Source organism: Dyella mobilis (genome assembly GCF_016904945.1).
GTDB lineage: Bacteria > Pseudomonadota > Gammaproteobacteria > Xanthomonadales > Rhodanobacteraceae > Dyella_B > Dyella_B mobilis.
In genome coordinates, this window is the sequence record NZ_JADIKF010000039.1 from 337828 (window position 1) to 364126 (window position 26299).

Annotated in this window: 23 protein-coding genes; all 23 read left to right on the forward strand. The window is 61.8% G+C overall.

Annotation, left to right across the window (positions count from 1 at the left end):
* Positions 1 to 45 precede the first annotated feature (45 nt).
* Positions 46 to 1008 (forward strand): thiamine-phosphate kinase, encoded by a 963-nt coding sequence (thiL, locus tag ISS99_RS12360; RefSeq protein WP_204631923.1) that lies wholly within the window; start codon positions 46 to 48, stop codon positions 1006 to 1008.
* A complete protein-coding gene (locus tag ISS99_RS12365; protein WP_204631924.1) occupies positions 1005 to 1502 on the forward strand; it encodes a phosphatidylglycerophosphatase A family protein in 498 nt (165 codons plus the stop codon). The genes thiL and ISS99_RS12365 overlap by 4 nt, the downstream gene beginning before the upstream one ends.
* A gap of 39 nt (positions 1503 to 1541) precedes the next feature.
* A complete protein-coding gene (locus ISS99_RS12370) occupies positions 1542 to 2297 on the forward strand; it encodes a hypothetical protein (RefSeq protein WP_204631925.1) in 756 nt (251 codons plus the stop codon).
* A 65-nt stretch (positions 2298 to 2362) separates the two neighbouring features.
* Complete coding sequence (locus ISS99_RS12375; RefSeq protein WP_204631926.1) at positions 2363 to 3331, forward strand: potassium channel beta subunit family protein; 969 nt, start codon at positions 2363 to 2365, stop codon at positions 3329 to 3331.
* 115 nt (positions 3332 to 3446) lie between these two features.
* Positions 3447 to 3653 (forward strand): hemin uptake protein HemP, encoded by a 207-nt coding sequence (gene hemP, locus ISS99_RS12380; RefSeq protein WP_204631927.1) that lies wholly within the window; start codon positions 3447 to 3449, stop codon positions 3651 to 3653.
* 118 nt (positions 3654 to 3771) lie between these two features.
* Positions 3772 to 4329: a hypothetical protein gene (locus ISS99_RS12385; protein WP_204631928.1), complete on the forward strand. Its 558-nt coding sequence runs from the start codon at positions 3772 to 3774 to the stop codon at positions 4327 to 4329.
* Between the two features lie 174 nt (positions 4330 to 4503).
* Positions 4504 to 5775 (forward strand): efflux RND transporter periplasmic adaptor subunit, encoded by a 1272-nt coding sequence (locus ISS99_RS12390; protein ID WP_204631929.1) that lies wholly within the window; start codon positions 4504 to 4506, stop codon positions 5773 to 5775.
* Between the two features lie 128 nt (positions 5776 to 5903).
* Positions 5904 to 6626 carry an ABC transporter ATP-binding protein gene (locus tag ISS99_RS12395; protein ID WP_204631930.1) on the forward strand — a complete coding sequence of 241 codons (723 nt, stop codon included), beginning with the start codon at positions 5904 to 5906 and terminating at the stop codon, positions 6624 to 6626.
* Between the two features lie 89 nt (positions 6627 to 6715).
* Complete coding sequence (locus ISS99_RS12400; protein WP_204631931.1) at positions 6716 to 8026, forward strand: ABC transporter permease; 1311 nt, start codon at positions 6716 to 6718, stop codon at positions 8024 to 8026.
* 15 nt (positions 8027 to 8041) lie between these two features.
* Entirely contained in the window at positions 8042 to 9274 is a 1233-nt protein-coding gene (locus tag ISS99_RS12405; protein ID WP_204631932.1) for an ABC transporter permease, read from the forward strand.
* Positions 9275 to 9399: 125 nt separating this feature from the next.
* On the forward strand, positions 9400 to 10725 hold the full coding sequence (locus ISS99_RS12410) for an ABC transporter permease (RefSeq protein ID WP_204631933.1): 1326 nt from the start codon (positions 9400 to 9402) through the stop codon (positions 10723 to 10725).
* Positions 10726 to 10736: 11 nt separating this feature from the next.
* Entirely contained in the window at positions 10737 to 11990 is a 1254-nt protein-coding gene (locus tag ISS99_RS12415; RefSeq protein ID WP_204631934.1) for an ABC transporter permease, read from the forward strand.
* A gap of 35 nt (positions 11991 to 12025) precedes the next feature.
* A complete protein-coding gene (locus ISS99_RS12420; protein ID WP_204631935.1) occupies positions 12026 to 13330 on the forward strand; it encodes an ABC transporter permease in 1305 nt (434 codons plus the stop codon).
* Between the two features lie 7 nt (positions 13331 to 13337).
* On the forward strand, positions 13338 to 14558 hold the full coding sequence (locus ISS99_RS12425) for an ABC transporter permease (protein WP_204631936.1): 1221 nt from the start codon (positions 13338 to 13340) through the stop codon (positions 14556 to 14558).
* Between the two features lie 15 nt (positions 14559 to 14573).
* Positions 14574 to 15881 carry an ABC transporter permease gene (locus tag ISS99_RS12430; RefSeq protein WP_204631937.1) on the forward strand — a complete coding sequence of 436 codons (1308 nt, stop codon included), beginning with the start codon at positions 14574 to 14576 and terminating at the stop codon, positions 15879 to 15881.
* 1 nt (position 15882) lies between these two features.
* Positions 15883 to 17118: an ABC transporter permease gene (locus ISS99_RS12435; protein WP_204631938.1), complete on the forward strand. Its 1236-nt coding sequence runs from the start codon at positions 15883 to 15885 to the stop codon at positions 17116 to 17118.
* Positions 17119 to 17145: 27 nt separating this feature from the next.
* Positions 17146 to 18447 (forward strand): ABC transporter permease, encoded by a 1302-nt coding sequence (locus ISS99_RS12440; RefSeq protein ID WP_204631939.1) that lies wholly within the window; start codon positions 17146 to 17148, stop codon positions 18445 to 18447.
* A 9-nt stretch (positions 18448 to 18456) separates the two neighbouring features.
* Positions 18457 to 19665: an ABC transporter permease gene (locus ISS99_RS12445; RefSeq protein ID WP_204631940.1), complete on the forward strand. Its 1209-nt coding sequence runs from the start codon at positions 18457 to 18459 to the stop codon at positions 19663 to 19665.
* Positions 19666 to 19712: 47 nt separating this feature from the next.
* A complete protein-coding gene (locus ISS99_RS12450) occupies positions 19713 to 21017 on the forward strand; it encodes an ABC transporter permease (RefSeq protein ID WP_204631941.1) in 1305 nt (434 codons plus the stop codon).
* A gap of 21 nt (positions 21018 to 21038) precedes the next feature.
* Positions 21039 to 22265: an ABC transporter permease gene (locus ISS99_RS12455; RefSeq protein ID WP_239538004.1), complete on the forward strand. Its 1227-nt coding sequence runs from the start codon at positions 21039 to 21041 to the stop codon at positions 22263 to 22265.
* A 42-nt stretch (positions 22266 to 22307) separates the two neighbouring features.
* Positions 22308 to 23597: an ABC transporter permease gene (locus ISS99_RS12460; protein WP_204631943.1), complete on the forward strand. Its 1290-nt coding sequence runs from the start codon at positions 22308 to 22310 to the stop codon at positions 23595 to 23597.
* Between the two features lies 1 nt (position 23598).
* Entirely contained in the window at positions 23599 to 24858 is a 1260-nt protein-coding gene (locus ISS99_RS12465) for an ABC transporter permease (protein WP_204631944.1), read from the forward strand.
* A gap of 88 nt (positions 24859 to 24946) precedes the next feature.
* Complete coding sequence (locus ISS99_RS12470) at positions 24947 to 26290, forward strand: sigma-54-dependent transcriptional regulator (protein ID WP_204631945.1); 1344 nt, start codon at positions 24947 to 24949, stop codon at positions 26288 to 26290.
* Positions 26291 to 26299: the final 9 nt, after the last annotated feature.

Genomic DNA, 26299 nt, shown 5'->3' on the forward strand with positions numbered 1-26299 from the left:
ACCGCATTCTTCTCCCTGGCGGGAAGAGGGAGTCGAGGCGAATTCATGGAATTTTCCCTCATTGAGCGCATCCGCGAACGTACCGCGCAAGGGCGCGAGGACGTGCGCCTGGGCATTGGCGATGACGCTGCGCTGCTCGCCGTGCCGGTAGGGCAGGAACTGGCGGTCGCGATCGATACGCTGGTCGAGGGCGTGCATTTTCCGGTGGCTACGGCGGCAGCAGATATCGGCTGGAAGGCGCTCGCCGTCAATTTGTCCGACCTTGCCGCGATGGGTGCGACGCCGGCCTGGGCCTTGCTGGCACTTACTTTGCCAAATGCCGATCCGGCTGTCGTCGATGGGCTGGCCAGCGGTTTTGCACAACTGGCCCAGCCCTACCGCCTTGCGCTGGTCGGCGGCGATACCACGCGCGGATCTTTTGCATTGAGCGTGGCGGTGCATGGTTTCGTGCCGCCGGGCAAGGCGCTGCTGCGAGCGGGTGCGCAAGTCGGCGATGCCGTTTTCGTGACCGGCACGCTTGGCGATGCTGCCGCCGGATTGCGGTTGGTACAGCAGGGCAGGGGCAGCGATGATGCGCGGGCGGCGTTCCTGGTCGAACGTCTCAACCGGCCGACACCACGCGTGGCTGCCGGTCTGGCGCTGCGTGGCTTTGCCAATGCGTGCATCGACGTGTCCGACGGGTTGCTGGCCGATCTGGGGCACATCTGTGAAGCCAGCGACGTGGGCGCACACGTCGATGTGGCGTCGTTGCCGCGTTCGTCTGCACTGTTGGACTTGTTCGATGATGTTGCCGCTGGCGATTTCGCCTTGAGCGGCGGCGACGATTATGAGTTGTGCTTCACGGTGCCCTTACGCCACGTCGCCACCGTGCAGGCGGATCTTGCACGCCTGGGTTGCGGTGCTACGCGCATCGGCCAGATCGTGCAGGGGCGCGGCATCAAGGTGCGCGATGCACGAGGACAATGGCTGGAACCGGGGCATCGCGGCTGGGATCATTTCAAGGCATGAACGAGCGCAAGACACTTACCGAGACGCAACGCAGCGCACTGCTTTCCACGCCTGCGGGGTGGCTGGCCTGCGGCTTCGGCTCGGGCCTGGCGCCGATCGCGCAAGGCACGTTCGGTTCGCTGGCGGCGATCCTGCCCTGGTTGTGGCTGCGGCACCATTCATTGCCGTTCAACCTGTCGGTGATCGTGCTCGGTTTTGTCGTTGGCGTATGGGCGTGTGACGTCGCCGGCCGCGCCTTGGGCGTAGACGATCACCGCAGCCTGGTGTGGGACGAATTTGTCGGGCAATGGATCGCCTTGCTGCCTGCGTTGCTGGCGCCGTGGTGGGCGGTCGTTCTGGGCTTTGCGTTGTTTCGCCTGTTCGACGTGTGGAAGCCCTGGCCCATTCGCTGGCTGGACAGGCATTTGAAAGGCGGCATGGGTGTCATGATCGACGACGTGATCGCCGGGCTTTTTGCGGCGGTCGTCCTGTGGGTGGCGTTACGCCTGGTTTGAGGTGCTTTGCGCCTCGCGTTTATTTCAAGAGGATGCGTCATGGGACTTGCCACGAAGAAACTGTTTTTCGCAGCAACACTGGCTGCGATGCTCGTCGCCGGAACCGCCGGCGCGGTGTCGCCGCAGTCCAGTGACGCACCGAACTATTTCACCAAGCATTTCAGTACCGATGCGCTTGCCGACGCGGTGAAAAGTGCGGTGACCGATGCGCATCTCGCACCCGTGTCGTTCCATCACATCGTCGTGCACACGCGCGACCAGGTGACGACGAGCGGCCAGGGCAGTCCCACCACGTATACGGTGACGATGATGCTGGAGGATGCCGGTCAGGGTCTGATTCGCCGTACGCAAGCCGTGCAAAGTCACGAAGGCAACACGGTGACGCGTTTCGACCTTACTTACCGCGGCTATTTCCCGTTTCTCTCGCAAAGCATTCCGGCTTCCGCGAATGCGCTGCCGCCGGTGATCGAGACGCGCAAGGTCATGCGTTTCGACACGCACGTGGATGGCCATTTCAGTTTCGTGTATTTGTTCGGCCCGAGCGGGCAGGCGACTTTCGCCGATCCGGGCCAGGTCATCTGCGATAGCGGCAAAAGCTATGCCGCCGCGCAAGTCAGTCCGGCCATCCAGGGACAGGCGCTCGAGCTCAATTGCCAGACCATCGACAACAACGGCATCACCACCGGCAAAACCAGATTTGCCTACCTCGAAAAATACGGGGTGGCCTTGATGCTGCATACACAGAACCCGGAAAGCTCGCTTGACAGCGCGATTGTCGATTTCACGGTGGAGTAACGCCCTTCGGGCAAGATCCTCGTGTCCCTCGTGATGGATTAGCGGTCAGCGTTAAGGAGCACCTCATGCAATACCGTCGACTCGGCCGTACCGGCTTGCAATTGTCCGCGCTGTCTTTCGGCGCGTGGGTCACCTTTGGACGCCAGGTGGGGCGCTCCGAAGCGCGCGAATTGATGGCCATGGCGTGGGACAACGGCATCAATTTCTTCGACAACGCCGAAACGTACAACCACGGCGAAGCCGAGCGCCTGATGGGCGACGTGCTGGCGGATCTGCGTTTTGCACGCGACAGCTATTGCGTGTCGAGCAAGGTTTATTTCGGCGCCGCGGAGAAACCCCGGCCGACGCAGCGCGGACTGTCGCGCAAGCACGTGATCGAAGCGTGCAACCAGGCGCTGGAGCGCTTGCGCGTGGGGCACCTGGATCTTTATTTCTGCCACCGTCCGGATCCCGAAACGCCGATCGAGGAAACCGTGGCGGCGATGGATACGCTCATTCGCCAGGGCAAGGTGCTGTATTGGGGCACCAGCGAATGGCCGGCCGCTGCCATCCACGAGGCGCATCGCATTGCCCAGGCCATGCACGCGTACGCGCCGGTGGTGGAGCAGCCGCAATACAACTTGTTGCATCGCGAACGCGTGGAACAGGAATACGCGCCGCTGTATGCCAGCTACGGCATGGGCACGACCATCTGGTCGCCGTTGGCGTCGGGTTTGCTCAGCGGCAAGTACAGCCAAGGTGTGCCGCAGGGATCGCGCTTGACCCAGCCCGGGTACGAGTGGCTACACGACGTCGTGCTGGGCGAGGGCGGCGAGCGGGTAGAAAAGGTGAAGCAGTTGCCGGCCCTCGCGGCGGAACTGGGTGCCACGCCGGCGCAGCTGGCGATCGCGTGGTGCCTGGCCAATCCCCACGTATCCACCGTCATCCTGGGGGCCAGCCGCAAGGATCAGCTGGAGCAGAACCTGGGGGCGCTGGAGTTGTTGCCGAAGTTCGATGTGGCGTTGAAGGAACGGATCGAGCGCACTTTTGCCTGATTGCTTTCCCCGGGTGCTCTCTACTCGTCAGGAAGAGAGGCGGGGGAACGTGGTTGACTTATAAATGAGAATTATTATCATTTAGACCGTCATCCCTCGACGACGGAGCCGCCCCATGTCCACCACCGGAACGCTAACCCTTTCCCACCCCGCGCCTCGGCCGATGCTGGCCAATGTCGATACCGCCACGCAGATTCCATCCGTGCGCCGCATTTCCAGCCAGCGCCTGCTGGCCGGGGAGCGCGAGTTGGTGATCCAGCATCTGGGCAGCGAATATCACCTGCGGTTGACCCGCAATGGCAAGTTGATCCTGACCAAGTAGCTCGGGCTCGCCTTTTTCCCCTCATCAACGGGGATTTCATTCCGCAACGCGTCTTTTCACACCTGTTCGCCAGCGCGTTCTACGCATGCCAGCCAGGTCTTCTTGCAGGAGATCGCTCATGTTCGGCTGGCTTGCTACCCGGTCCCTTCCTCTTTGTAGCCACGCCGCGCCGGTCGCCGTATCCCAGCGCAGCCGGCGGATTGCTCCCGAAGCGTGGATACGCGCGTTGCCGGGTCTGGGCAGCGTGCTCTATCTCCACCGGACATCCAGGGTGCCGGAGGATGCCGTGTCGCCCGGCGCGCTGGTGGCGCACCACCATCTCGCGCCTTTGCTCGATATACACACGCTGGTGACCACCAGTGTGATTACCGACGACGGTCCGCGCGAATGGCTGGAATGCCTGGATCGCTTAGGCTGCACCCGGGCGCGCCTGCATCTGTTGCCCGATACGGATTTTCTGGCCTGGGATGCGCTCACCGCTTCTTGCCAGCCGGAGCGCCATCCGCCGCGAGCATGCTCTTGGAGACCGGATCGCGCAGCGGTCATGCAATTCCGGCTACGAGAGCTGGCAGGTCTGGCCTTGCTGGAACCGGGGCACTCCGCCTCGCTGTCGCCGCTGAGCAGTGGCATCGCCGCACGCATCGCGCAGGCCGAATCGGCGGTGCTGCTCAAGTGAGGGTGACCGGACGCCTGTCCATCTGTCCGGCGCACTGTCCGCGGACAGCAGTGCACATTGAAAATGCGAAAATAAAATGATGGATATCAGCTAATTACGGGCTGTCCGTCGGCTGGCACGCGCCTTGCTGAGGAGGTGTGGGGACCGCACTGTCCGCGGCCAAGGACCACATCAATGATTCGCGACACCTCCGCTCAGGACCGCCTGATCCAGGTCAAATCGGGCCCAAAGAAAAAGCTGCTGTGGATCGGCGGCGCCGTGGTTGCCGTGGTGGTGTTGGCCCTGATCATGCCAAGCATCAGCCGCCTGTTTTCCGCCGATGCCTCGGTCAGTGCGTCGCGCCTGGCCTTCGCCACGGTGCAGCGCGGACCCTTCGTTCGCGACATCGCGGCGGAAGGCCAGGTGGTTGCGGCGGTCAGCCCCACGCTTTACGCCACCTACGGCGGTGCGGTCGTATTGCAGGTGCATGCCGGCGATACGGTGAAGAAGGGCCAGGTGCTGGCCGTGATCGACAGCCCCGAGCTGCGCAACAAGCTCGCCCAGGAACAATCCAACGCCGACGGGATGGAAGTGGCCTACCTGCAGGCGCAAATCGACGCCCGCAAGAAGCAGTCGGAAATGCAGAAGGCATACGACAACGCCAGGATCGACGAAGAAACCGCCTCGCGCGATTTCGACCGCTACAAGACCGCCTACGCCGGCGGCGGCGTGAACAAGATGGACGTGGATCGCGCGGAAGCCACGCTGGACAAGGCCAAGGTGACGCTTGAACACGCCAAGAACGATCTGGGCCTGGACAGCGACAGTGCCAGCTTCGACATCAAGGCGAAAAAACTCGCGCATGACCGCCAGGTGCTGCTGGTGCAGGACCTGCAGCGCCAGGTCGACGACCTCAACGTGCGCTCGCCGGTGGATGGCCAGGTAGGCCAGCTGTTTATCGCTGCGCGCGCCACCGTTGCCAAGGATGCGCAATTGCTCAGCGTCATCGACCTGTCCGCGCTGGAAGTCGAAGTGAAGGTGCCCGAGAGCTTCGCCCGCGACCTGGCGATCGGCATGAACGGTGAAATCAGCGGCAACGACAACACCTGGAAGGGCGTCGTCAGTGCGATCTCGCCGGAAGTGGTCAACGGCGAAGTGGCTGCCCGCGTGCGCTTCGACGGCGAGACGCCCAAGCAGTTGCGCCAGAATCAGCGCTTGTCCGTGCGCATCCTGCTCGATCATCGCAACAATGTGCTGACTGTGCAGCGCGGCTCTTTCGTCGACGAATCCGGCGGCAGCTATGCCTACGTGGTACGCGATGGCATCGCCACCAAGACGCCGATCCGCGTGGGCGAGAGCAGCATCGACAAGGTGGAGATCCTCGACGGGCTGAAGGAAGGCGACAATATCGTGATCTCTGGTACCGACAACTTTAAAAACGCACAGCGGGTCGTGATCAGCCGCTGACGATTTCTCCCTCGCCTGCATGCAGGCGAGGGCTGGGGTGGGGTGAGTCTTCGCGACCAGCCTTCACCCCGTCCCAGCCTCCCTCTGGACGCAGGGGGAGGGGCAAAAACCAACCGAAGGAACCAACCATGCTGAAGATGACGCACCTCTCCAAGGTCTACCGCACCGAAGTGGTGGAAACCTATGCGCTTCGCGATTTCAACATCGACGTGAAAGAAGGCGAATTCGTCGCGGTAACCGGCCCGTCCGGTTCGGGCAAGACCACCTTCCTCACCATCGCAGGCTTGCTGGAAACCTTTACCGGCGGCGAATATCACCTCGATGGCATCGAAGTCAGCCAGCTCGACGACAATGCGCGCTCGAAGATCCGCAACGAAAAGATCGGCTTCATCTTCCAGGCCTTCAACCTGATTCCTGATCTGAACGTGTTCGACAACGTGGAAGTGCCGTTGCGCTACCGCGGAATGAAATCGGCCGAACGCAAGGAGCGCATCATGAATGCGCTGGAACGCGTCGGGCTGGCCTCGCGTGCCAAGCACTATCCGGCGGAACTCTCCGGCGGTCAGCAACAGCGTGTGGCCATTGCGCGCGCGCTCGCTGGCAGCCCGCGCCTGCTGCTCGCCGACGAACCGACCGGCAACCTCGACACGCAGATGGCTCGCGGCGTGTTGGAACTGCTTGAGGAAATTCACCGCGAAGGCGCCACCATCGTGATGGTGACGCACGATCCGGAACTGGCTGCACGCGCACAGCGCAACGTGCACGTCATCGACGGCCAGGTGGTGGATCTGGCGGAAGATCCGCGCTTCCACACCGCCTATACCGCTGCCGCAGGACAGGTCCGCAGCTGACGCATCACCGCGCCCTCTTCCTCGTCGGGAGAGGGCCTGGGTGAGGGAATCCTCTCGCCAGAATCTTCATCGATCGCCATCGAGGTCTCATGTTTACCTATTACCTCCAGCTCGGACTGCGCAGTCTCAAGCGCAACCCCATGCTCACTGCGCTGATGGTGATGGCGATAGGTTTTGGCGTAGCTGCGTCGATGATCACTTATTCAGTGTTCCGGGCCGTATCAGGCAATCCGATTCCTGAGAAGTCCTCGCAGCTGTTCGTGCCGCAAGTGGATGCCTGGGGTCCACAGCAAAACGATAAGGGTGAGCCGGCGGGGGCATTGAGCTACACGGACGCCGTGGCGCTGATGAAGGCGCACCAGGCGCCTCGCCAGACCCTGATCTACCAGGTCACGCTCTCGGCCCTGCCGCGCGGCGAGGACAGTGTTCCGTCATCCGTGACGGGATTTGCGGTAATGGGCGACTTTTTCCCGATGTTCGACGTGCCTTTTCTTTACGGCAGCGGCTGGAGTGCCGCTGATGATGACAATCGCGCCAGCGATGTCGTGATATCGGAAGATTTCAACCAGCGCATATTCGGTGGCGCCAACAGCGTGGGCAGAAATATCACGCTTTCCGGTCAGGATTACCGCATCGTCGGCGTCATGAGGCATTGGGATCCCAAGCCGCGCTTCTATGCCTTGTGGAATGAAAACGCGTACGGTGATGCGGCCGATTTCTTCGTGCTGTTCAATCGCGCGCTCGATCTGAAAGTAGACAACTCAGGCAGCAACAGCTGCCGGGGAAATTTGCACTTCGACGGTTGGGATGGATGGCTGCACAGCAACTGCGTGTGGCTGATGCCGTGGGTGGAACTGGATACGTCCGAGCAGGTGGTGCACTACCGCCAATTCCTGGAGGCCTACGCGGCTGACCAGCAACGCGCAGGGCGCTTCGGCTGGGCGCCGAATGTGCGGTTGCGTGACGTGATGGAGTGGCTGGCGTTCGAGAAAGTCGTGCCGCCGGAGAGTCGCGTCTCGCTGATCGTGGCGCTCGGATTTTTCGCGATCTGCTTGATCAATACGATCGGATTGCTGCTTGCCAAATTCATGCGCCGCGCCGGAGAGATCGGTGTGCGGCGAGCGCTCGGAGCGACTCGCCACGAAATCTATGCGCAATACCTGATGGAAGCTGCTGCGGTCGGTTTTGCCGGAGGATTGCTGGGGTTGCTGTTGACCGCGGTGGGCATGTCCGGCGTCGGTTTGCTGTTCGAGGACGACATTGCCAAGCTTGCGCGCCTTGATTTGTCTTTGATGGGCTTGACTCTGGCGGTATCCATTTTCGCCACGGTGGCAGCCGCGTTCTATCCCGCGTGGCGGGCTGCGCAAGTGCAGCCCGCCTGGCAACTGAAATCCAATTGAGGCGGAGAAGAATACGTGGACATTCATCCCATTCTCATCGCCTTGCGCAAGCACAAAGCCGGCACGTTGCTCATCGCATTGCAGATCGCCTTGACGCTGGCCATCGTCTGCAATGCGCTGTTCATCATTCATCAGCGACTGGATCGCCTATCCGATGTGAGTGGTGTAGATGAATCCAACCTCTTCGTGATGGTGAACCTTTGGGGCGAGCAGTACTCCACGGACGAAGCTGCTGCGAAAATTGAACAGGATCTCGCCACACTGCGGCAATTGCCAAGCGTGCAGGACGCCACACCTACCAATAGTTACCCGTTGGCCGAATTCGATTGGGACAACTTCATCACCATGACGCCGGATCAGGTCGGTCACACGACTGACGCGGCGTATTACGTGGGCGATTCCCACTTCCTGCGCACACTGGGCCTGAAATTGATCGCCGGTCGCGATTTCCGGCCGGAGGAAGTGCAGAACCTGGGCATGCGGCAAAGCAACCAGCCACCGGTGACCATCGTCAGCAAGGCCTTGGCCGACAAGCTGTTTCCGAACGGCGATGCGCTCGGCAAGCACTTTTACGCGATGACCAGCACGCCTCTCACCATCATCGGTATCGTGGATACGCTCGCACGCCAGGAGGTTGATAGCTGGAGCGCACCGTATCAGGGCCAATCGATGGTGGTGCCGTTCCGGCTGGCCGAACCTTGGGGATTGCGCTACGTCGTGCGCGCCAAGCCAGGGCAACTCGCTGCCGCCATGCGCGAGGCACCCAAGGCACTGTATGCGGAAAACCGCATGCGCATCATCCCGCCCAAGAATGGCTTGCTCAGCTATGCCCAGGTGCGCGCCAATGCATTCAAGCGTGATCGCGGCATGGCCATCCTGATGGGCATCATTTGTGTGGTACTGCTGGCCATCACCGGTGCAGGCATCGTTGGGCTTACCAGTTTCTGGGTGGGGCAACGTCGCCGGCAGATCGGCGTGCGCCGTGCGCTGGGTGCAACGCATCGCGACATCCTCAATTACTTTCTCACCGAGAACCTGTTGATAAGTCTTGGTGGGGTGTTTATCGGCACCGTGCTCGCGTTTGGACTCAATCTGTGGCTGGTTACGCGGTTGTCGCTGGACTTTCTGCCGCTGACCTATGTGTTGGCAGGAATGGTGATCTTGATCTTGCTTGGGCAGTGCGCCGTGTTCGCACCGGCATTGCGCGCGTCGCGCGTGCCGCCGATCGAGGCAACGCGACCCACGTAAGCAGCAAGGCATGGGTGAACAGTTAATGCGGCGAACCTGGGTCGTCGGCGAAAAGAGCAGTCGGAAGCAAATGCAATGAGGCGCTCTCCACGGGGGAGCGGTCATCTAACGGGTGGAGGTGCCCCATGTTGGGCTATTACGTTGATCTGGCGGTACGCAGTCTGAAAAGAAGTCCCGGCCTCACTGTGCTGATGATCCTGGCGATCGGTTTCGGCGTAGGTGCCTCCATGACCAGTTACTCTGTGTTTCGTGCCGTGTCGGGCGATCCCATCCCCTGGAAGTCCTCGCACCTGTACGTTCCGCAGATCGATGTCTGGGGACCGAAGGGCCATCAGGACGGCAGCAACAACAACGATCCGCCGGATGCCATGGACTACACCGATGCCGTCGCGTTGATGCGCGACCATCGAGCCAAACTGCAATCGGCGATGTATCGCGTTTCTCCCTCGATCGTGCCGCCGGATGCGAGCAAGCATCCGATCAACGTCGGCGGCCACGCCGTGTACAGCGAATTTTTCCCGATGGTGGACGCGCCGTTCAAATACGGCAGCGGCTGGAGTGCGGCGGAGGATTCGCAGCGCGCCGCGGTGGTCGTGCTCAATGGCGATATCAACCAGAAGCTGTTCGGCGGACAGAACAGCGTGGGCAAGACGGTGAACATCGACGGCAAGGACTACCGCGTGGTCGGTGTGCTGGATAACTGGAATCCGAAGCCGGTGTTCTTCGACGTGGTCAATACCGGCGGTTTTACCACCGGCCACGAAGATGTATTCATTCCGTTCCAGCGCGCGATCGACGTGGGCATGCCCAACGACGGCAATACCAATTGCTCGGAAATTCCCAAGGGATCGGGCTTCGTCGGGCTGCAGCAGTCGAGCTGCGTGTGGATCGCCTACATGGCCGAGCTGGACGATAAAGCGGCAGTAACCGCCTATCACGATTACCTGGACGCCTATTTCCGCGACCAGAAGCAAGCCGGCCGCTTCAGCTGGCCCCTGAACAACCGCCTGCGCGATCTGCCTGCGTGGCTGGACAGCGAGCACGTCGTGCCCAGCGACACCAAAGTTTCGCTGCTGGTCGCCTTGGGGCTGCTGGTGGTTTGCCTGGTCAACACCGCAGGGTTGCTGCTGGCCAAATTCCTGCGCCGCAGTTCGGAGATCGGCGTGCGCCGCGCGCTCGGTGCGCCGCGCCTGGCGATCTATACGCAGTTTCTGGTTGAAGCGGCCATCGTCGGCCTGACCGGCGGAGCGCTTGGCCTGTTGCTCACCTGGGGCGGCGTGCACGGCGTGAGCTGGGTGCTGCCCAAAGAAATCTCCACGCTGGCTCGCCTGGATGTCGGCTTGCTCGCGCTTACGCTGCTGGTTGCCGTCGTTGCGACGATGTTGGCCGGCCTGTATCCCACCTTCCGGGCTTCGCGCGTACAACCCGCGCTGCAGCTCAAGTCGAACTGAGGAGCGATGTCATGACCTTGCCTCCGATTATCGCGGCATTGCGCAAGCACAAGGCTGGTGCGGTGCTCATCGCGCTGCAGATCGCGTTGACCTTGGCGATCGTGTGCAACGCCATTTTCATCATCTATTCGCGCGTCGATGCGGTACGCCGCCCCACGGGCATGGACGAAAGCAATTTGTTCATGGTCGAGCAGCAATGGGTGGGTGCACCGTCAGGCGACGATGCGGCCAGCCTGCAAAAGCAGGACGCGATGCTGCGCGAGGACCTAGCCGCCCTGCGTGCGATGCCGGGAGTGGTTTCGGTAACCCCGAGCAATTCGATGCCGCTGCTCAACTCCAGTTGGAACGGTTCGGCCGCCTTGAAGCCGGGTGTGGATTTGCGCGGCGGCAATGCGCGAACCACCTACTACTTCGGCGACGATCAGTTCCTGTCCACCCTGGGTCTGCATCTGATTGCGGGGCGCAACTTTACGGCTGCCGACGTGGTGAACAAGGGCTTCCGCGACAATTCCCAGCCGGACATCATCATCGTAACCAAGGCCCTGGCCGACAAACTGTTCCCGCAGGGGAACGCCGTAGGCAAGGTGATCTATCTCAACGGCGATACCAAGCCGAGCACGATCGTCGGCGAGGTGGAGCGTTTGCAGGCTCCTTCCGTGGATAGCTGGGCCGCCGGCTTCGTGTGGAATGCCACCATCGCACCCATTCGCCTGAACGGCAATTTTGCACGCTATGTGATCCGCACCAAGCCGGGCCAGCTGGATACCGTCATGCGCGGCGTGCGCGACGTGCTCTACAAAGTCGACCCGATGCGCGTGCTGGATGACGACAGTGTCAAGTCGTTTGCCGATATTCGCGCCAACGCCTATCGCGCCGACGTCGGCATGGCGATGTTGATGGCGGTGGTCTGCCTGATCCTGCTGGCCATCACCGCGGCGGGTATCGTGGGCCTTACTAGCTTCTGGGTGGGCCAGCGTCATCGCCAGATCGGCGTACGCCGCGCACTGGGCGCGAGGAAGATCGACATCCTGCATTACTTCCAGCTCGAAAACCTGCTGATCGCCGGCGCCGGGGCACTGGTCGGCATTGTATTGGCGATCGGCCTCAACAAGGTGCTGATGCTGAACTTCGAGATGAGCCGCATGCCTTTGGTCTACGTGTTGGGAGGGTTGGCGATCGTGATGGCGCTGGGGCAGCTGGCGGTGTTCGTGCCGGCGCGCCGCGCGTCGAACGTACCGCCGGTGGTCGCTACGCGCTCGGTGTGATCTGGCCGCGGACCGAGAACTCATAGGGGAATGTGATGTTCGGTTACTACATCGAGCTTGCGGTGCGCAGCCTTCGGCGCAACCAGGTGTTGACGGCGCTGATGATCGTCACGCTGGCGCTAGGTATTGGTGCGTCGATCACCACCCTGGCGGTACTCAAGCTGTTGTCGGGTGACCCGCTGCCGGAAAAGAGCGGGCACCTGTTCTATCCGCAGATCGATCCCAATCCGCTGGAAGGCTACGTGGCAGGGCAGGCCAAGCCGGACCCCATGATGAGCTATCCGGATGCGATGTACCTGGTGCACGCCCGTCGTGCCAGGCGGCAAGCCGCGATGGCCACGATGCAGGCCAAGATCGTTCCGGATCGCGCCAACGACCATCCTTATTTTGCAGACGGGATGATGACCACGTCCGATTTTTTCGGGCTGTTCGACGTGCCTTTCCAATACGGCAGCGGCTGGTCGGCACCGGATGACGAAAGCGCCGCGCCGGTGGCGGTGATTTCCGATTTTCTCAACGACAAATTGTTCGGGGGCGGCAACAGCGTGGGCAAGACCATTCACGTCTGGGGCCATGATTTGCGGGTGATCGGCGTGCTCAAGCATTGGGCACCGCAGCCGCGCTTTTACGCCGAAGTCATCGGCAATCGCGACTACGGTGATGGCGACGCCGTGTTCATGCCCTTGAAAACGGCGCGTGCGATGGATGCAGGCGCGGGCAACTTGCAGTGCTATGCGCAGGTCTCCGATTTGATTCACATCGAGACGGCGCCGTGCGAATGGCTCGGTGTCTGGGTGGAACTGGACAGCTCCGCGGAGGTTGCCAGCTACAAAGCGTTTCTCGACGGCTACGTGAAAGAGCAGATTGCGCTGGGGCGTCTGCACCGCCCTGACACATCCTTGCTCAGCTTGATGGGCTGGCTGATCGATCAGCAGGTGGTGCCTAGCGACGCCAGGCTGCAGACCTATCTGGCCTTCGGTTTCCTGTTGATCTGCGTGGTGAATACGGTGGGCCTATTGCTGGCCAAGTGCCTGCGTCGCGGGCGCGAGATCAGCGTGCGCCGTGCGCTGGGGGCGACGCGCCGAGCCATCTTTGCGCAATTCATGGTCGAGGCCGGGATCATCGGAATAGCCGGTGGCGTACTGGGTCTGGTACTCGCCGAGCTGGGGCTTCTGGCGGTACGCCATCAACCGGCCGATTACGCCAGTCTGGCCCATCTGGACGGCCAAATGTTCCTGGCGACGTTCGCGGTGGCATTGGCAGCCAGTCTCATCGCAGGGCTGTTGCCCGCCTGGCGCGCTTGCGTGATGGCACCGGCTCCCCAACTCAAGGCGGCGTGAGGCAATCATGGAAATCCGACCGATTCTCGCCAGCCTGCGCAAGCATCGTATCCCTACTTTGTTGATCGTGCTTCAGATCGCGCTGGCCTGTGCGGTGCTGTGTAACGCGGTATTCATGATCGGCAAGCGTGTATCCGACATGCATTTGCCCAACGCGATGGATGAGGCAGGCACCGTCGTGGTGAATGTGCAAGGCACGGATGAAAAGCTGGTGGCGGCGGATATTCCCCGCAACCTGGCGGCATTGCGGGGCATTGCCGGCGCGCAAGCGGTCAGTGTGGTGCACACCATGCCTTTGAGTCGGAATAATTGGGGATGGAGTTTCGGCTTGACGCCGGATGCACCGGTTTCCGATCCGAACAACCTCAATGTCACTCTGTACTTCGCCGGTGAGAACGCCGACAAGGCGATGGGCTTGCAACTGCGCCAGGGGCGCTTTTTCAACGCCGAGGAATATGCCGACAGCAAGGTGGACGGTGGCGCGGTGCCCAGCACACACGTCATGGTGGTGACCGAGACCTTGGCGAAAAAGCTGTGGCCCGGACAGTCCGCGTTGGGCAAGACGGTGTATTCCAAGCCTTATTACTTCACCGTGATCGGTATCGTTGCGGATGTGTTGCGGCCCTATACGTTCGCTTTGGATCACGACAGATCCTATTACGACATCTTCCTTCCGGTCGCTCCGGATGCGGTATTGCACGAATACATCTTGCGCGGCGCTCCGGCCGACCGCGAACGCATCGCGAGGGAAGCGGTGGCGAAATTGCAGCAGCTCAATCCGCAGGCCGTCGTGAAGGGCCAAACCTACCAGAGCATACGCGACCAGTATTTCGCCAATTCGCAAAGCATGGTGTGGATCCTGGTGCTGGTGTGCTTGGTGATGCTGGCGGTAACGGCATTCGGCATCGTCGGGCTCACCAGTTTCTGGGTCAGCCAACGCCGCCGGCAGATCGGTATCCGCCGCGCGGTGGGCGCCACGCGCGGCGATATTCTTCGTTACTTCCGCACCGAGAATTTCCTGCTGAGTTCGGCGGGCGTGCTGATCGGCATGGTGCTTGCGTTCGGCATCAACCTTTATCTGATGCAGCACTACGAACTGGAACGCATGCCCTGGTATTACCTGCCGGGCGGTGCGCTGACGTTGTGGCTGATCGGACAGCTTGCCGTGCTTGGCCCCGCTACGCGTGCCGCGTCGGTGCCACCCGTGATCGCCACCCAATCCACTTGAGTGCGGAGTGCCACGATGTTTGCCTATTATCTGGAACTGGCTTTTCGCGGACTCAATCGCAACCGCGTGCTCACCGCGCTGATGGTACTTGCGGTTGCGCTGGGTATCGGCGCTTGCATGACTACGCTGACCGTCTTGCACGTGCTCTCGGGAGATCCGTTGCCGGGGCGCAGCGGATCGCTGTATTACCCGCAGCTCGATCCGCGTGACATGGATGCCTATACGCCGGGGGTGGAGCCGCCCGGGCAGCTTTCATGGATCGACGGGATGTATCTGCTGCGCGCCAAGCGCGCCAAACGTCAGGCCTTGATGACCGGCGGCATGGTACCGCTGCAGCCGGAACAGGCGAGTATCGACCCTTATCATTCCGAGGCGCGCTATACCACGGCCGATTTTTTCCCGATGTTCGGTGTTCCGCTGCAGTACGGTACCGCCTGGGGTGATGCCGAGGATCAGAGCAAGGCGCGCGTGGTCGTCATCAGCGCCGAACTGAACAACAAGCTGTTCGGTGGCAAGAATAGCGTGGGGAAAACTCTCCGCCTGCAGGCGACCGACTTCCGCATCATCGGGGTCATGGGCGACTGGCGTCCCAATCCGCACTTCTACGACCTGTACATGGGCAGTTATGCCGACTACGAAGAGGTCTACGTGCCGCTTTCGACCGCGCGCGATCTGCACATGGATCACGACGGCTCGACCGATTGCTGGGGCAACGGCAATACCGGAGGCCAGGACAACCTGGAAAAAGCCCCCTGCACCTGGTTGCAGTTCTGGGTGGAGCTCGACGATCCGAGCAGCGTCGCGGCTTATCGCAGCTTCCTGCAGCACTACTCCGAAGACCAGCGCACAGCGGGGCGGTTCGAACGGCCGGTAAATATCCGTTTGCGCAACGTGAGGGAATGGCTGGAGTTCAAGCAGGTAGTGCCGAGCGATGCGCGGCTTCAAGCGTGGCTGGCGCTGGGCTTCCTGGTGGTGTGCCTGATCAATACGGTAGGCCTCATGCTGGCGAAATTCATGCGCCGTGCGGCGGAACTCGGTGTGCGCCGCGCGCTGGGCGCATCGCGTCGCGCCCTGTTCGGCCAGTTGCTGATGGAATCGGGCGTCATCGGATTGGTGGGCGGCCTGCTGGGATTGGTACTGGCCCTGGTTGGATTGTGGGCAGTGCGCCAGCAGCCCTCCGATTACGCCAAGCTCGCGCACATGGACGCGGCGATGCTGTTGCTCACATTCATCGTTTCCGTGGTGGCGAGCACTCTGGCCGGCGTACTGCCGGCATGGCGCGCGTGCCGTGTCGCTCCTGCACTGCAATTGAAGGCGCAATGACGTGGACATCCGGCCCATTCTGATTACGCTGCGGCGGCACAAATTCACCTGCTGTCTGCTGGTCCTGCAAATCGCATTCACCTGCGCCATCGTGTGCAACACGATCTTCCTGATCGGCCAGCGGCTGGATCGCATGCACGTGGTCAGCGGCATTGCCGAACAGGAACTGGTGTATGTCGAACTGGCCGATATCGGCACTCGCACCGACGGGGATGCGCGCATCGCGGCCGACCTCGCAGGGCTGCAGTCCATTCCCGGCGTAAAGGCTGCCGCGCTGCTCAACCAGCTGCCTTTCAACCTGGGCTCGGATAACTTTGATGTGCGCACGGACCCCGCGCAGCGCATTGCGCCTCTCAATGCGGCTCAATACATGGGGGAAAACCTCGTGAAGACGTTGGGCGTGCGATTAGAGGAAGGGCGCGACCTGCGTCCGGAGGAATATATCGACCTGTCCGCCGTCAACACGCTGCTGTCGCAAAAGCAGTATGACAAGCTGCCCGCCGTCGTGCTGATCACCCGGGCCATGGCTGATCGGCTGTGGCCGGGCCAGGAAGCGTTGGGCAAGCAGATTTACGTAGGGCAAGGCTTGCCTTTCACGGTGGTTGGCGTGATGGCGAACCTGATCCGGCCGGGTATGGATCGGATGGGCCCCGGGGTCCAATACAGTACCGTCTGGCCGATACGCATGCCTATGCTGTCGGGTACCGCCTACGCTATTCGCTGCGCAGCGCAAGACTGCGACCAGGTCTTGAAGACGGCGCTGGTCAAGCTCAAGAAGCTCGATCCCAATCGCATCGTGTTGGAGAAAGACACGATGGAGCAACACCGCAGCGATTTCTTCCAGAACGACCGTGCCATGACCGGCATCCTGGTTGCGGTGTGCATCGCGTTGTTGGTGGTGACTTCACTGGGAATCGTGGGCCTGGCGAGTTTCTGGGTGTCGCAGCGCAACCGCAGCATCGGCGTGCGGCGCGCATTGGGGGCGACGCGCGGCAACATCCTGCGTTATTTCCAGACCGAGAATTTCCTGCTCACCACCATGGGCATTGCGCTCGGCATGGTTCTGGCCTACGGCATCAACCTGTTTCTGATCGTGCATTACGAATTGCCGCGCATGCCGGTTACGTACTTTCCGGTTGGTGCGTTGATTCTGTGGGCGATCGGGCAGGCGGCGGTGCTCGGGCCGGCCCTGCGCGCGGCGGCGGTGCCGCCGGTCGTGGCAACGCGTACGGTATGACGGCGGGCATGGTGAGAAATGTTTGACATGTTCGGCTACTACCTGGATATGGCCTTGCGCAGCTTGAAGCGCAACCGGGTGCTTACCGGGTTGATGGTGCTGGCGCTGGCGCTGGGAATCGGCGCCTCGATGACGACCTTGACGGTGTTTGCTTCCCTGTCGGCGGATCCGCTTCCCGAAAAAAGCAGCCAGCTGTTTTATGTGCAAGTCGATCCCTATCCGAAGAACGAGCCGTTTTCCCGCAGCGGCAAGCTGCCGTGGCTGATGAGCTACATCGATGCGATGAATCTGCTGCATGCGGGCAGGGCCGAGCGGCAGGCGGCGATGGCGCTGAGCAAGGTGAAGCTGACGCCTGAAAATGCGCAGCAGCGGCCGTTCTTCAGCGACGGCGTCATGACCACCGCGGACTTCTTCGGCATGTTCGACGTGCCTTTTCAATATGGCAGCGGCTGGAGCGCTGGCGATGACGAGGCCCGTGCGAAAGTGGTGGTGATCGCCGGCTTGCTCAATGACCGGCTGTTTGGCGGCGCCAACAGCGTAGGGCGCATCCTGCGCATCGGCGATCAGGCGTTCCGCATCATCGGTGTGCTGCGCCCGTGGGCGCCGCAGCCGCATTTCTATTCGCTGTATCTGGGCGGCCGCGACTATGGTGCAGGCGATGCGGTCTTCCTGCCGCTGCAATCGGCGCGTGCGATAGGCCAGATGCCGATCAATCTCTTCTCCTATGCGGCTGGCGACAAGCAGAAGCTGGAAACCGCGCCAAGCACCTGGCTGGGCTTTTGGGTGCAACTGCCGAATACCGAGGCCGCTTCGGCTTACCGCTCTTTTCTGGGCGACTACGTGCGGCAGCAGGTCGCGTTGGGGCGCTTTCAGCGCTCCGATGCAGGACTTTCGAGCCTGATGCAATGGCTGCGCGACCAGAAAGTGGTGCCGGATAACGTACGCGTGCAGATGGGCATGGCTTTCAGCTTTTTGTTGATCTGCATCGTCAATACCGTGGGTCTTTTGCTCGCCAAGTGCCTGCGACGCTCCGCCGAGATAAGCGTGCGTCGCGCCCTGGGTGCGTCGCGTGCGGCCATTTTCATGCAATTCATGGTGGAGGCGAGCCTGGTCGGCATGGCCGGCGGCCTGCTCGGCCTGGTGTTCGCCGAGCTGGGGTTGTGGTGCATTCGCCGGCAACCCGCCGAATACGCCAGCTTGGCGCAATTGGATGTACGCATGTTCGTCAGCACGTTTGCGGTTGCACTGGTGGCGAGCTTGATCGCCGGCATCCTTCCCGCTTGGCGGGCCTGCGCAATGGCGCCGGCACCCCAGTTGAAATCGGCCTGAGGTGCACTCGTGGAAATTCGTCCGATTCTCTCCAGCCTGCACAAGCATCGCGTCCCGGCATTGTTGATTGTGCTGGAGATTGCGCTGGCCTGCGCCGTGCTGTGCAACGCGGTATTCATGATCGGCCAGTGCATCGCCGGCGTGCGAGCGCCGAGCGCCATCGATGAGCAGGGTCTTTCGGTGATCAGCTTAGGCGGCATCGATGAAGCGCACGTCGAGAGCGGGATGGCGCGCAACCTCGCGGCATTGCGTGCGATCGCTGGCGTGCAGGCTGCGGCTGCAATCAGCGATGTGCCGTTGGGACCGGACATCTGGTACGACGGCCTGACCGCCAGGCCGGATGAGGAGAGTCAGATCAATTCCTCCGAATACTTCCTGGGCAGCGGCGGGGAGCAGGCGCTGGGATTGAAACTGCTAAAAGGACGCTTCTTCAGTGCCGAGGAGTTTGCAGACAGCACGCTGCTGCCCAGCCACGTATCCAGCAGCCACGTCGTGCTGATCAACGAAAGCGACGCCAGGCGCATGTGGCCGGGCGAGAGCGCGCTAGGCAAGCAGATCTACGGCGACAACGCAGCGTGGACAGTGGTAGGTGTGGTTGCCGACGTACTCGGGCAGGACCCTAACGGCAACGGTCCGGCCGGCATGTATTCCAGCATTTTCTTTCCGCAGCGGCCCAGCGCCAGCTTGAACCACTACGTCGTGCGCAGTGCGCCCCAGGATCGAGATCGCGTGTTGCGGGATGCCTTGCAGGTGCTGGGCAAACTCGAGCCGGGGGCGGTGCTGGAAGGGAAAATCTATGCCGATATGCGCGCGGACTACTTTGCCGATACCCGCGACATGGCTTGGATGCTGATGATGGTTTGCGTGGTGATGCTTGCCGTGACGGCGCTTGGCATCGTCGGCCTCACCAGTTTCTGGGTGGGGCAGCGTCGGCGCCAGATCGGTATTCGCCGCGCGGTCGGCGCGTCCTGCGCGAATATTCTGCATTACTTTCAGACCGAGAATTTTCTGCTCAGCACGGCGGGCGTGGTGCTTGGCGTGGTGTTCGGGTTCGCGGTCAACGTCTACCTGATGGAAAACTACGAGGTGAGCCGTATGCCCTGGTACTACCTCGGGTGCGGTGCGCTCGCGTTGTGGCTGCTGGGGCAGGGCGCGGTGCTCGGTCCCGCCTTGCGCGCAGCACAGGTGCCTCCGGTGGTGGCAACCCGCTCGGTATGAAGGGGTAAACCTCGTTTCGCGCACAGTAGTCTTGGGAGCTCAATGGAATGTTCGGCTACTACCTGGATCTGGCATGGCGAAGTTTGCGGCGTACACCCGTGATGACGGCACTGATGGTGCTGGCCATCGGCCTTGGTATCGGTGCCAGCATGACCATGCTGACGGTGCTGCACGTGATGTCCGACGATCCCTTGCCGGACCGCAGCGCACATTTGTTCGTGCCGCACCTGGATCCTCGACCGGCCAACTTCACGCAGAACCTCTACGCGCCGGATGCCAGCGCCAATTTCACCTATCCCGATGCGATGGCCCTGGTGTCCTCGCGACAAGCCGTACGGCAGGCGGCGATGGCCGGCGGCACCTTGCTGGCCAGACGCTCCGGGACCGGCCATACCCCGTTCTATGCCGATGGCCGTTTCACCACGCCTGATTTCTTTGCGATGTTCGATCTTTCGTTCCTGAGCGGCAGTGCCTGGTCGCAGGCTGACGAGGATGCCCGCGCACGGGTGGTGGTGTTGAGTGAGTCGCTCAGCCGCGAAGTGTTCGGCACCGCGGACAGCGTCGGGCGCATCGCGCATTTGAACGATGCGGACCTGCGCGTGGTTGGCGTGACGCGCGATTGGCAACCCAATCCCATGTTCTATGCCGACGCGGATGCCAAGGAGTTCAGTGACGCGGATCGCTTCTTTTTGCCACTTTCCACCAGCCTCGATTTGAAGTTCAACACCAACGGCAACCAGTCGAGCTGGGCTGGAAGCATCGAACACAACAGCCCGACGTTGACTTGGCTGCAGGTCTGGGTGCAGTTGGATACGGCTTCCGAAGTGACCGCTTACCGCCGCTATCTTGCGGACTATGCAGGGCAGCAAAAGAAGCTGGGCCGTTACGAGCGGTCAGCGGATTCGGCGCACCTCTACAGCTTGATGGAATGGCTGGCCATTGAGCGCAAAGTACCCTCGGACATCCATTTGCAAGTGTGGCTCGCCTTGGCTTTTCTTGCCGTGTGCATCACAAATATCGTGGCGTTGCTGCTCGCCAAGTTCCTTCGTCGGGGCGGTGAGATCAGCGTTCGCCGGGCCATGGGGGCAAGGCGCAGGGATATTTTCATCCAGCTGGCGACCGAATCGGCGGTGATCGGGTTCGCTGGCGGCGTGCTTGGCTTGATTTTGGCGCAGCTTGGTTTGTGGAGCGTGCGACATCGCCCGGACGACTATGCGCACCTGGCCAGCATGGACGGCCCGATGCTGGCATTTACGTTTGCATTGGCCTTGGGTGCCAGCCTTCTTGCGGGGCTGCTGCCCGCATGGCGCGCCTGCCGCATCACGCCTGCGTTGCAGTTGAAGACGCAATAGATCAAGGAGCGATACGTGTCCATGCATCCCATGCTGTCCAGCCTTCGCCACCACAAGCTCACGGTTTTTTTGCTGATATTACAGGTCGCCTTGACTTGTGCCGTCGTCTGCAACGTCGTGTTTCTGGTGGTGGACCGCATTCAGCAGATTGCGTTGCCCAGCGGACTGGACGAGCCGATGCTGTCGATCATTGAAAGCCAGTCCATCGACAAAAAGCAGAATCAGCTTGCCCGGCACGATGCCGACCTGGCGGCATTGCGCGCCATTCCCGGGGTGAAGATGGCGGTAGCCGCCGACAGCCTTCCGTTCGGCGACCAGGAGTCTTCCTACGGCACCTGTGCCACGCTCGAGCAACTGGAACAGGCCGCGAAGTTGCGATCCATGCAAACCAACGGATGCGTGCAACCTGCCGCTTATGCAGGTACGCCGGGTGAGTTGAATACGCTGGGCATTCATCTGGTCGCCGGACGCGACTTTCGCGATGACGAATACGTTGATGATGACAAGGTTCCCGCCGCCATCCTCAGCGCCGAGCTGGCGCAGAAGCTGTTTCCCGCCGGCAATGCCCTAGGCAACACCATCTATACCGGTGAGCGCAAACCAATTCGGGTCGTAGGTATCGTGCAGACACTGGTGCGACCGAGGCTTTATGCGTTCGGTACCAACCAGCTCACGATGCTGTTTCCTTCGAAGTCGGCGGATAGTTACATTTTTTACGTGTTGCGCAGTGCGCCTGCGGATCGTCAGCGGGTGCTCAAGGCCGCTGCAGCCAAGCTGATGCAACTGGACCCTGACCGCATTCTGCCGCCGGAGCAGATGCAGACTTTCGAAGACCTGCGGCGCGCTTATTTCCAGCGCGACCGGACTATGGTCGGATTGCTGGTGGCATCTTGCGCGGGTTTGCTCTTCGTGACGGCCCTGGGTATCAGCGGCCTGGCCAATTTCTGGGTGCAACAGCGGCGCAGGCAGATCGGCGTGAGGCGCGCCATAGGCGCGACCCGCAGCGAAATTTTGCGTCATTTCCTGTTGGAGAACTTTGTCATCGTGAGTGCGGGGATCCTGGTAGGCGTCGTCCTGGCGGTGGTATTGAACCTGTTGCTGATGAAGCAATACGAAGTTCCCCGCCTGCCATGGTTTTATCTTCCGGCCGGTGCCTTGGTGCTGTGGAGTCTGGGACAGTTGGCGGTACTGGCGCCGGCCATGCGCGCCTCGGCCGTGCCGCCGGTGGTGGCGACCCGGTCAGCCTGAGAGCGGATTTTCCATGAAACCGTATGGCCGCAGAGGAAATGCATGTTCAGCTATTACTTGAATCTGGCCTTGCGAAGCCTTCGGCGCAACATCGTGCTGACGTCATTGATGGTGTCGTCGCTGGCGTTGGGAGTCGGCTCGTGCATTTGCATGCTTACCGTCTTGCGCCTGCTTGCCGGAGATCCTCTGCCCGGGCTGAGTGCACACATTTTCTTTCCCGAGATAGATCCGCAACCGGCGACCGGTTATGTGCCTGGCCAGGCCAAGCCCATGGACGCGTTTACATACGTGGATGCGATGAATCTGCTGCGGACGCGAAAGGCGCATCGCCAGAGCGCCGTCTCCGGATTCAAGGCGAAGATCGTGCCGCAGAGCGGAAACCTGGATCCGTTTTTTACAAATGGCGTCATGGCTACCGCGGACTTCTTTCCCATGTTTGGCGTGCCTTTTCGCTATGGAAGCGGCTGGTCCCGGAGTGACGACGACGGTGCCGTACCGGTGGTCGTGATTGCCGATTACGTCAACGACAAATTATTTGGCGGCGTCGACAGTGTCGGACGAATGGTTCGCATCGGAGAGAGGGATTTCCGCGTCGTCGGCGTGCTCAGGCATTGGGCGCCACAGCCGCGTTTCTATTCCGGCGGGGGCTACGGGCAGGGCGACGGAGTGTTTTTGCCGTTGCAGTCGGCGTTGGCCGCCGGCATGAGCACGCAGTATTTCGATTGCTACGTACAAGGCGATCAGCGCGACTTGCGCACGGCGCCTTGTGTCTGGCTGGGTGTCTGGTTGCAACTGGATAGTGAAGCGGATGCGCAGACTTACCAGGCGTTTTTGACCCACTATGTCGGCCAGCAGATTCGGCAAGGGCGCTTTGTGCGGTCCGATGTGGCGTTGCTGGGCCTCACCACGTGGCTGCGCGATGAGCAGATGGTGCCTGAGGATGTGCGACAGCTGACGCGACTGGCATTCGGGTTTCTGCTGATTTGCGTGGTCAACACGGTGGGCCTGCTGTTGGCCAAATGCTTGCGCCGTGCGCGGGAAATCGGCGTGCGGCGCGCACTGGGCGCATCGCGCGCAACGATCTTCGCGCAGTTCATGGTGGAGGCCGGGATCATCGGCCTGGCGGGAGGCGTCCTGGGCCTGGCGTTCGCCCAGTTGGGCCTTTGGGCCATCCGCCACGAACCGGCCGAATACGCCCCGCTCGCACATCTGGATGTGCGCATGTTCGCCATGACGTTTGCGATCGCGCTGGTGTCGAGCCTCGTCGCCGGGATGCTGCCAGCCTGGCGCGCCTGCCGGATATCGCCCGCCATCCAGGTCAAGGAGGGGTGAAGTGACACCTGAATTTCGACACGTGCTCAGCAGCCTGCGCGCGCACCGTGTGCCGGCGTTGCTGGTGATTTTTGAAATAGCGCTGGCTTGCGCCGTGCTTTGCAATGCGGTGTTCATGATCGGCCAGCGAATGTCGGACATGCACCTGCCCAATGCCATCGACGAGCAGGGCATCGTCGTCGTTTCGATGCGTGGCGGGGATGCGGCAGGCGCGGCAGGCAGCGTGCCGCGGGATCTGGAGGCCCTGCGCAGCATCGCCGGCGTGCAGGCGGCCGGCAGCGTGACCTCTGTGCCGCTCGACAACAACGGCCAGAACGACGCTTTCGGCACGTCGCCGGATGCGCGCATGGAAGATGCCGCTTCGGTGACGCTCGAATACTCTTTTCTTGGCGAAGGCGCCGACAAGGCCCTGGGCCTGCACCTGCTGCAAGGACGCTTCTTTACGGCCGAGGAATACGCCAACAGCAGCTTGCGGCCGGAATTGATGCCCCGCAGCCACGTGGCGATCATCACGCAGAGCCTTGCCCAGCGGATCTGGCCGGGGCAGTCGGCGATCGGCAAGGTGATGTATTCCAAGCCGTTGTGGTACACGGTGGTGGGTGTGATTGCCGATGTATTGTGCTCGAACGATGCCGTGCGCAGCGGAGGCGATCGCGGCTTCTATTACGGCGCTTTCTTTCCCATCGACCCGGCTGGATCGGTAGGCGCTTTCAGCCCGGCCAATCCGCAGACCAACTACGTGTTGCGCAGCCTCCCGGCCGAGCGCGACCGCGTGCTTGGCGAAGCGGTACGCCGGTTGAAGCAGCTCAATCCTGCGGCGGTGATCCAGGCCAAGCGCTTTACGGACGTGCGCGACCAGTATTTTGCCGACAATGCCAGCGTGGCGATCACCCTGGCGGTGATCTGCGTGATCATGCTGCTCGTGACCGCGTTCGGCATTGTCGGGCTGACCAGCTTCTGGGTGCGCCAGCGGCGGCGGCAGATCGGCATTCGCCGGGCCATCGGGGCTTCGCGTCGCCAGGTGGTGTATTACTTCCAGACGGAAAATTTCCTGCTCAGCACGATCGGCGTGATGCTGGGCATGGCTTTGGCGTTCGGTATCAACCTTTACCTGATGCAGCACTACCAGATGCAGCACATGCCCTGGTATTACTTGCCGGCCGGCGCGCTGACGCTGTGGCTTTTGGGGCAGCTTGCGGTGCTTGGGCCGGCCCTGCGTGCAGCGCAGGTGCCGCCGATGGTGGCGACGAGGGCGGCCTAATGTGGATAAGTTTTCATATACGTAGGCCGATTGGCATGGCAACCTTTTGGGCGGGAGCGGCATCCATGCCTGCATGTGTAGAAAACGAATGCGTACCGTACTGATCATTGACGACAACCCGGCCGTGGGCGAAGCCCTGTCTCTGTTGCTTTCCCTGCACGATGTACGGCCGCTGGTCGCGCTGACGCCGGAAGAAGGCCTGGACATGCTTGGGCGTGAATCCGTGGACGTGGTGATCCAGGACATGAATTTCACCGCCGACACCACCTCGGGCGAGGAGGGCGTGGAGCTGTTCAGGGCCATCCGCCAACGCCACGCGGACTTGCCGGTCATCCTGCTGACCGCCTGGACCCACCTGGAGACCGCGGTGGAGCTGGTCAAGGCCGGTGCGGCCGACTACCTGGCCAAGCCCTGGGACGACGCCAAGCTGCTGGCAACGGTGGAGAACCTGCTGGAGCTCTCCGAGTCCACCCGCGAGGTGAACCGCACGCGTCAGGAGCGGCGCAAGCGTCGTGATGCGTTGCAACGCAAATACAACCTGGACGGCCTGATATTCGCCTCCGAGGCGATGGCGCGAACGCTGGACCTGGCCTGCCAGGTGGCGCGCTCGGATGTTCCCGTGCTGATCACCGGACCCAACGGCGCCGGCAAGGAGCGCATCGCGGCCATCGTGCACGCCAACTCGGCCGTGCAGAACGGCCCGTTTATCGCGGTCAATTGCGGTGCCCTGCCGGGCGAGCTGATCGAGGCCGAACTGTTCGGCGCCGAGGCGGGGGCCTATACCGGCGCCAACAAGGCGCGCGAAGGGCGTTTCGAGTTGGCCGACGGTGGCACCTTGTTCCTGGACGAGATCGGCAACCTGCCGCTGCCCGGCCAGATGAAACTGTTGCGCGTGCTGGAAACCGGGCAGTTCGAACGCCTGGGTTCGGGTCGTACGCGCAAGGTGAAGGTGCGCGTGCTGAGCGCCACCAATGCCGATCTCAAGGCGATGATCCGCACCGGCACGTTTCGCGAGGACCTGTATTACCGCCTCAACGTCATCGACGTGAATCTGCCGCCCTTGTCAGAGCGCATTGACGACATCCTGCCGCTGGCCGAGCACTTCCTGGCCGGACGCGCCGAACTCAGCGATGTGGCGCGCGAGGCATTGCTGGTCTATCCCTGGCCGGGTAACGTGCGCGAGCTGAAAAACGCCATTGAGCGCGCGGCTTTGCTGGCGGGTGCTGGGCCGATCACGCCCGAGCAGCTCAATCTGCCCCAGCATGCCGGGACGGCTGCCGCACGCAATCTGGATGAGCCCAGCCGCGAAGTGGTGGAAACGGCGTTGCACAAGGCGGAGGGCGTCGTAAGCCGCGCCGCGCAGGCGCTGGGCTTGTCGCGCCAGGCGCTGTATCGGCGGATGGAACGCTATGGGCTGATTTCGCAGGCGTGAAGAAAAAGG

Bases quoted from the DNA above. Each gene is read 5' to 3' on its own strand.
- ISS99_RS12455 (WP_239538004.1), top strand. From the start codon at position 21,039: ATGCATCCCATGCTGTCCAGCCTTCGCCACCACAAGCTCACGGTTTTT.
- ISS99_RS12415 (WP_204631934.1), top strand. From the start codon at position 10,737: ATGACCTTGCCTCCGATTATCGCGGCATTGCGCAAGCACAAGGCTGGT.
- thiL (WP_204631923.1), top strand. From the start codon at position 46: ATGGAATTTTCCCTCATTGAGCGCATCCGCGAACGTACCGCGCAAGGG.
- ISS99_RS12460 (WP_204631943.1), top strand. From the start codon at position 22,308: ATGTTCAGCTATTACTTGAATCTGGCCTTGCGAAGCCTTCGGCGCAAC.
- ISS99_RS12365 (WP_204631924.1), top strand. From the start codon at position 1,005: ATGAACGAGCGCAAGACACTTACCGAGACGCAACGCAGCGCACTGCTT.
- ISS99_RS12450 (WP_204631941.1), top strand. From the start codon at position 19,713: ATGTTCGGCTACTACCTGGATCTGGCATGGCGAAGTTTGCGGCGTACA.
- ISS99_RS12410 (WP_204631933.1), top strand. From the start codon at position 9,400: ATGTTGGGCTATTACGTTGATCTGGCGGTACGCAGTCTGAAAAGAAGT.
- ISS99_RS12385 (WP_204631928.1), top strand. From the start codon at position 3,772: ATGTTCGGCTGGCTTGCTACCCGGTCCCTTCCTCTTTGTAGCCACGCC.
- ISS99_RS12390 (WP_204631929.1), top strand. From the start codon at position 4,504: ATGATTCGCGACACCTCCGCTCAGGACCGCCTGATCCAGGTCAAATCG.
- ISS99_RS12370 (WP_204631925.1), top strand. From the start codon at position 1,542: ATGGGACTTGCCACGAAGAAACTGTTTTTCGCAGCAACACTGGCTGCG.
- hemP (WP_204631927.1), top strand. From the start codon at position 3,447: ATGTCCACCACCGGAACGCTAACCCTTTCCCACCCCGCGCCTCGGCCG.
- ISS99_RS12440 (WP_204631939.1), top strand. From the start codon at position 17,146: ATGTTCGGCTACTACCTGGATATGGCCTTGCGCAGCTTGAAGCGCAAC.
- ISS99_RS12420 (WP_204631935.1), top strand. From the start codon at position 12,026: ATGTTCGGTTACTACATCGAGCTTGCGGTGCGCAGCCTTCGGCGCAAC.
- ISS99_RS12375 (WP_204631926.1), top strand. From the start codon at position 2,363: ATGCAATACCGTCGACTCGGCCGTACCGGCTTGCAATTGTCCGCGCTG.
- ISS99_RS12425 (WP_204631936.1), top strand. From the start codon at position 13,338: ATGGAAATCCGACCGATTCTCGCCAGCCTGCGCAAGCATCGTATCCCT.
- ISS99_RS12430 (WP_204631937.1), top strand. From the start codon at position 14,574: ATGTTTGCCTATTATCTGGAACTGGCTTTTCGCGGACTCAATCGCAAC.
- ISS99_RS12395 (WP_204631930.1), top strand. From the start codon at position 5,904: ATGCTGAAGATGACGCACCTCTCCAAGGTCTACCGCACCGAAGTGGTG.
- ISS99_RS12470 (WP_204631945.1), top strand. From the start codon at position 24,947: ATGCGTACCGTACTGATCATTGACGACAACCCGGCCGTGGGCGAAGCC.
- ISS99_RS12400 (WP_204631931.1), top strand. From the start codon at position 6,716: ATGTTTACCTATTACCTCCAGCTCGGACTGCGCAGTCTCAAGCGCAAC.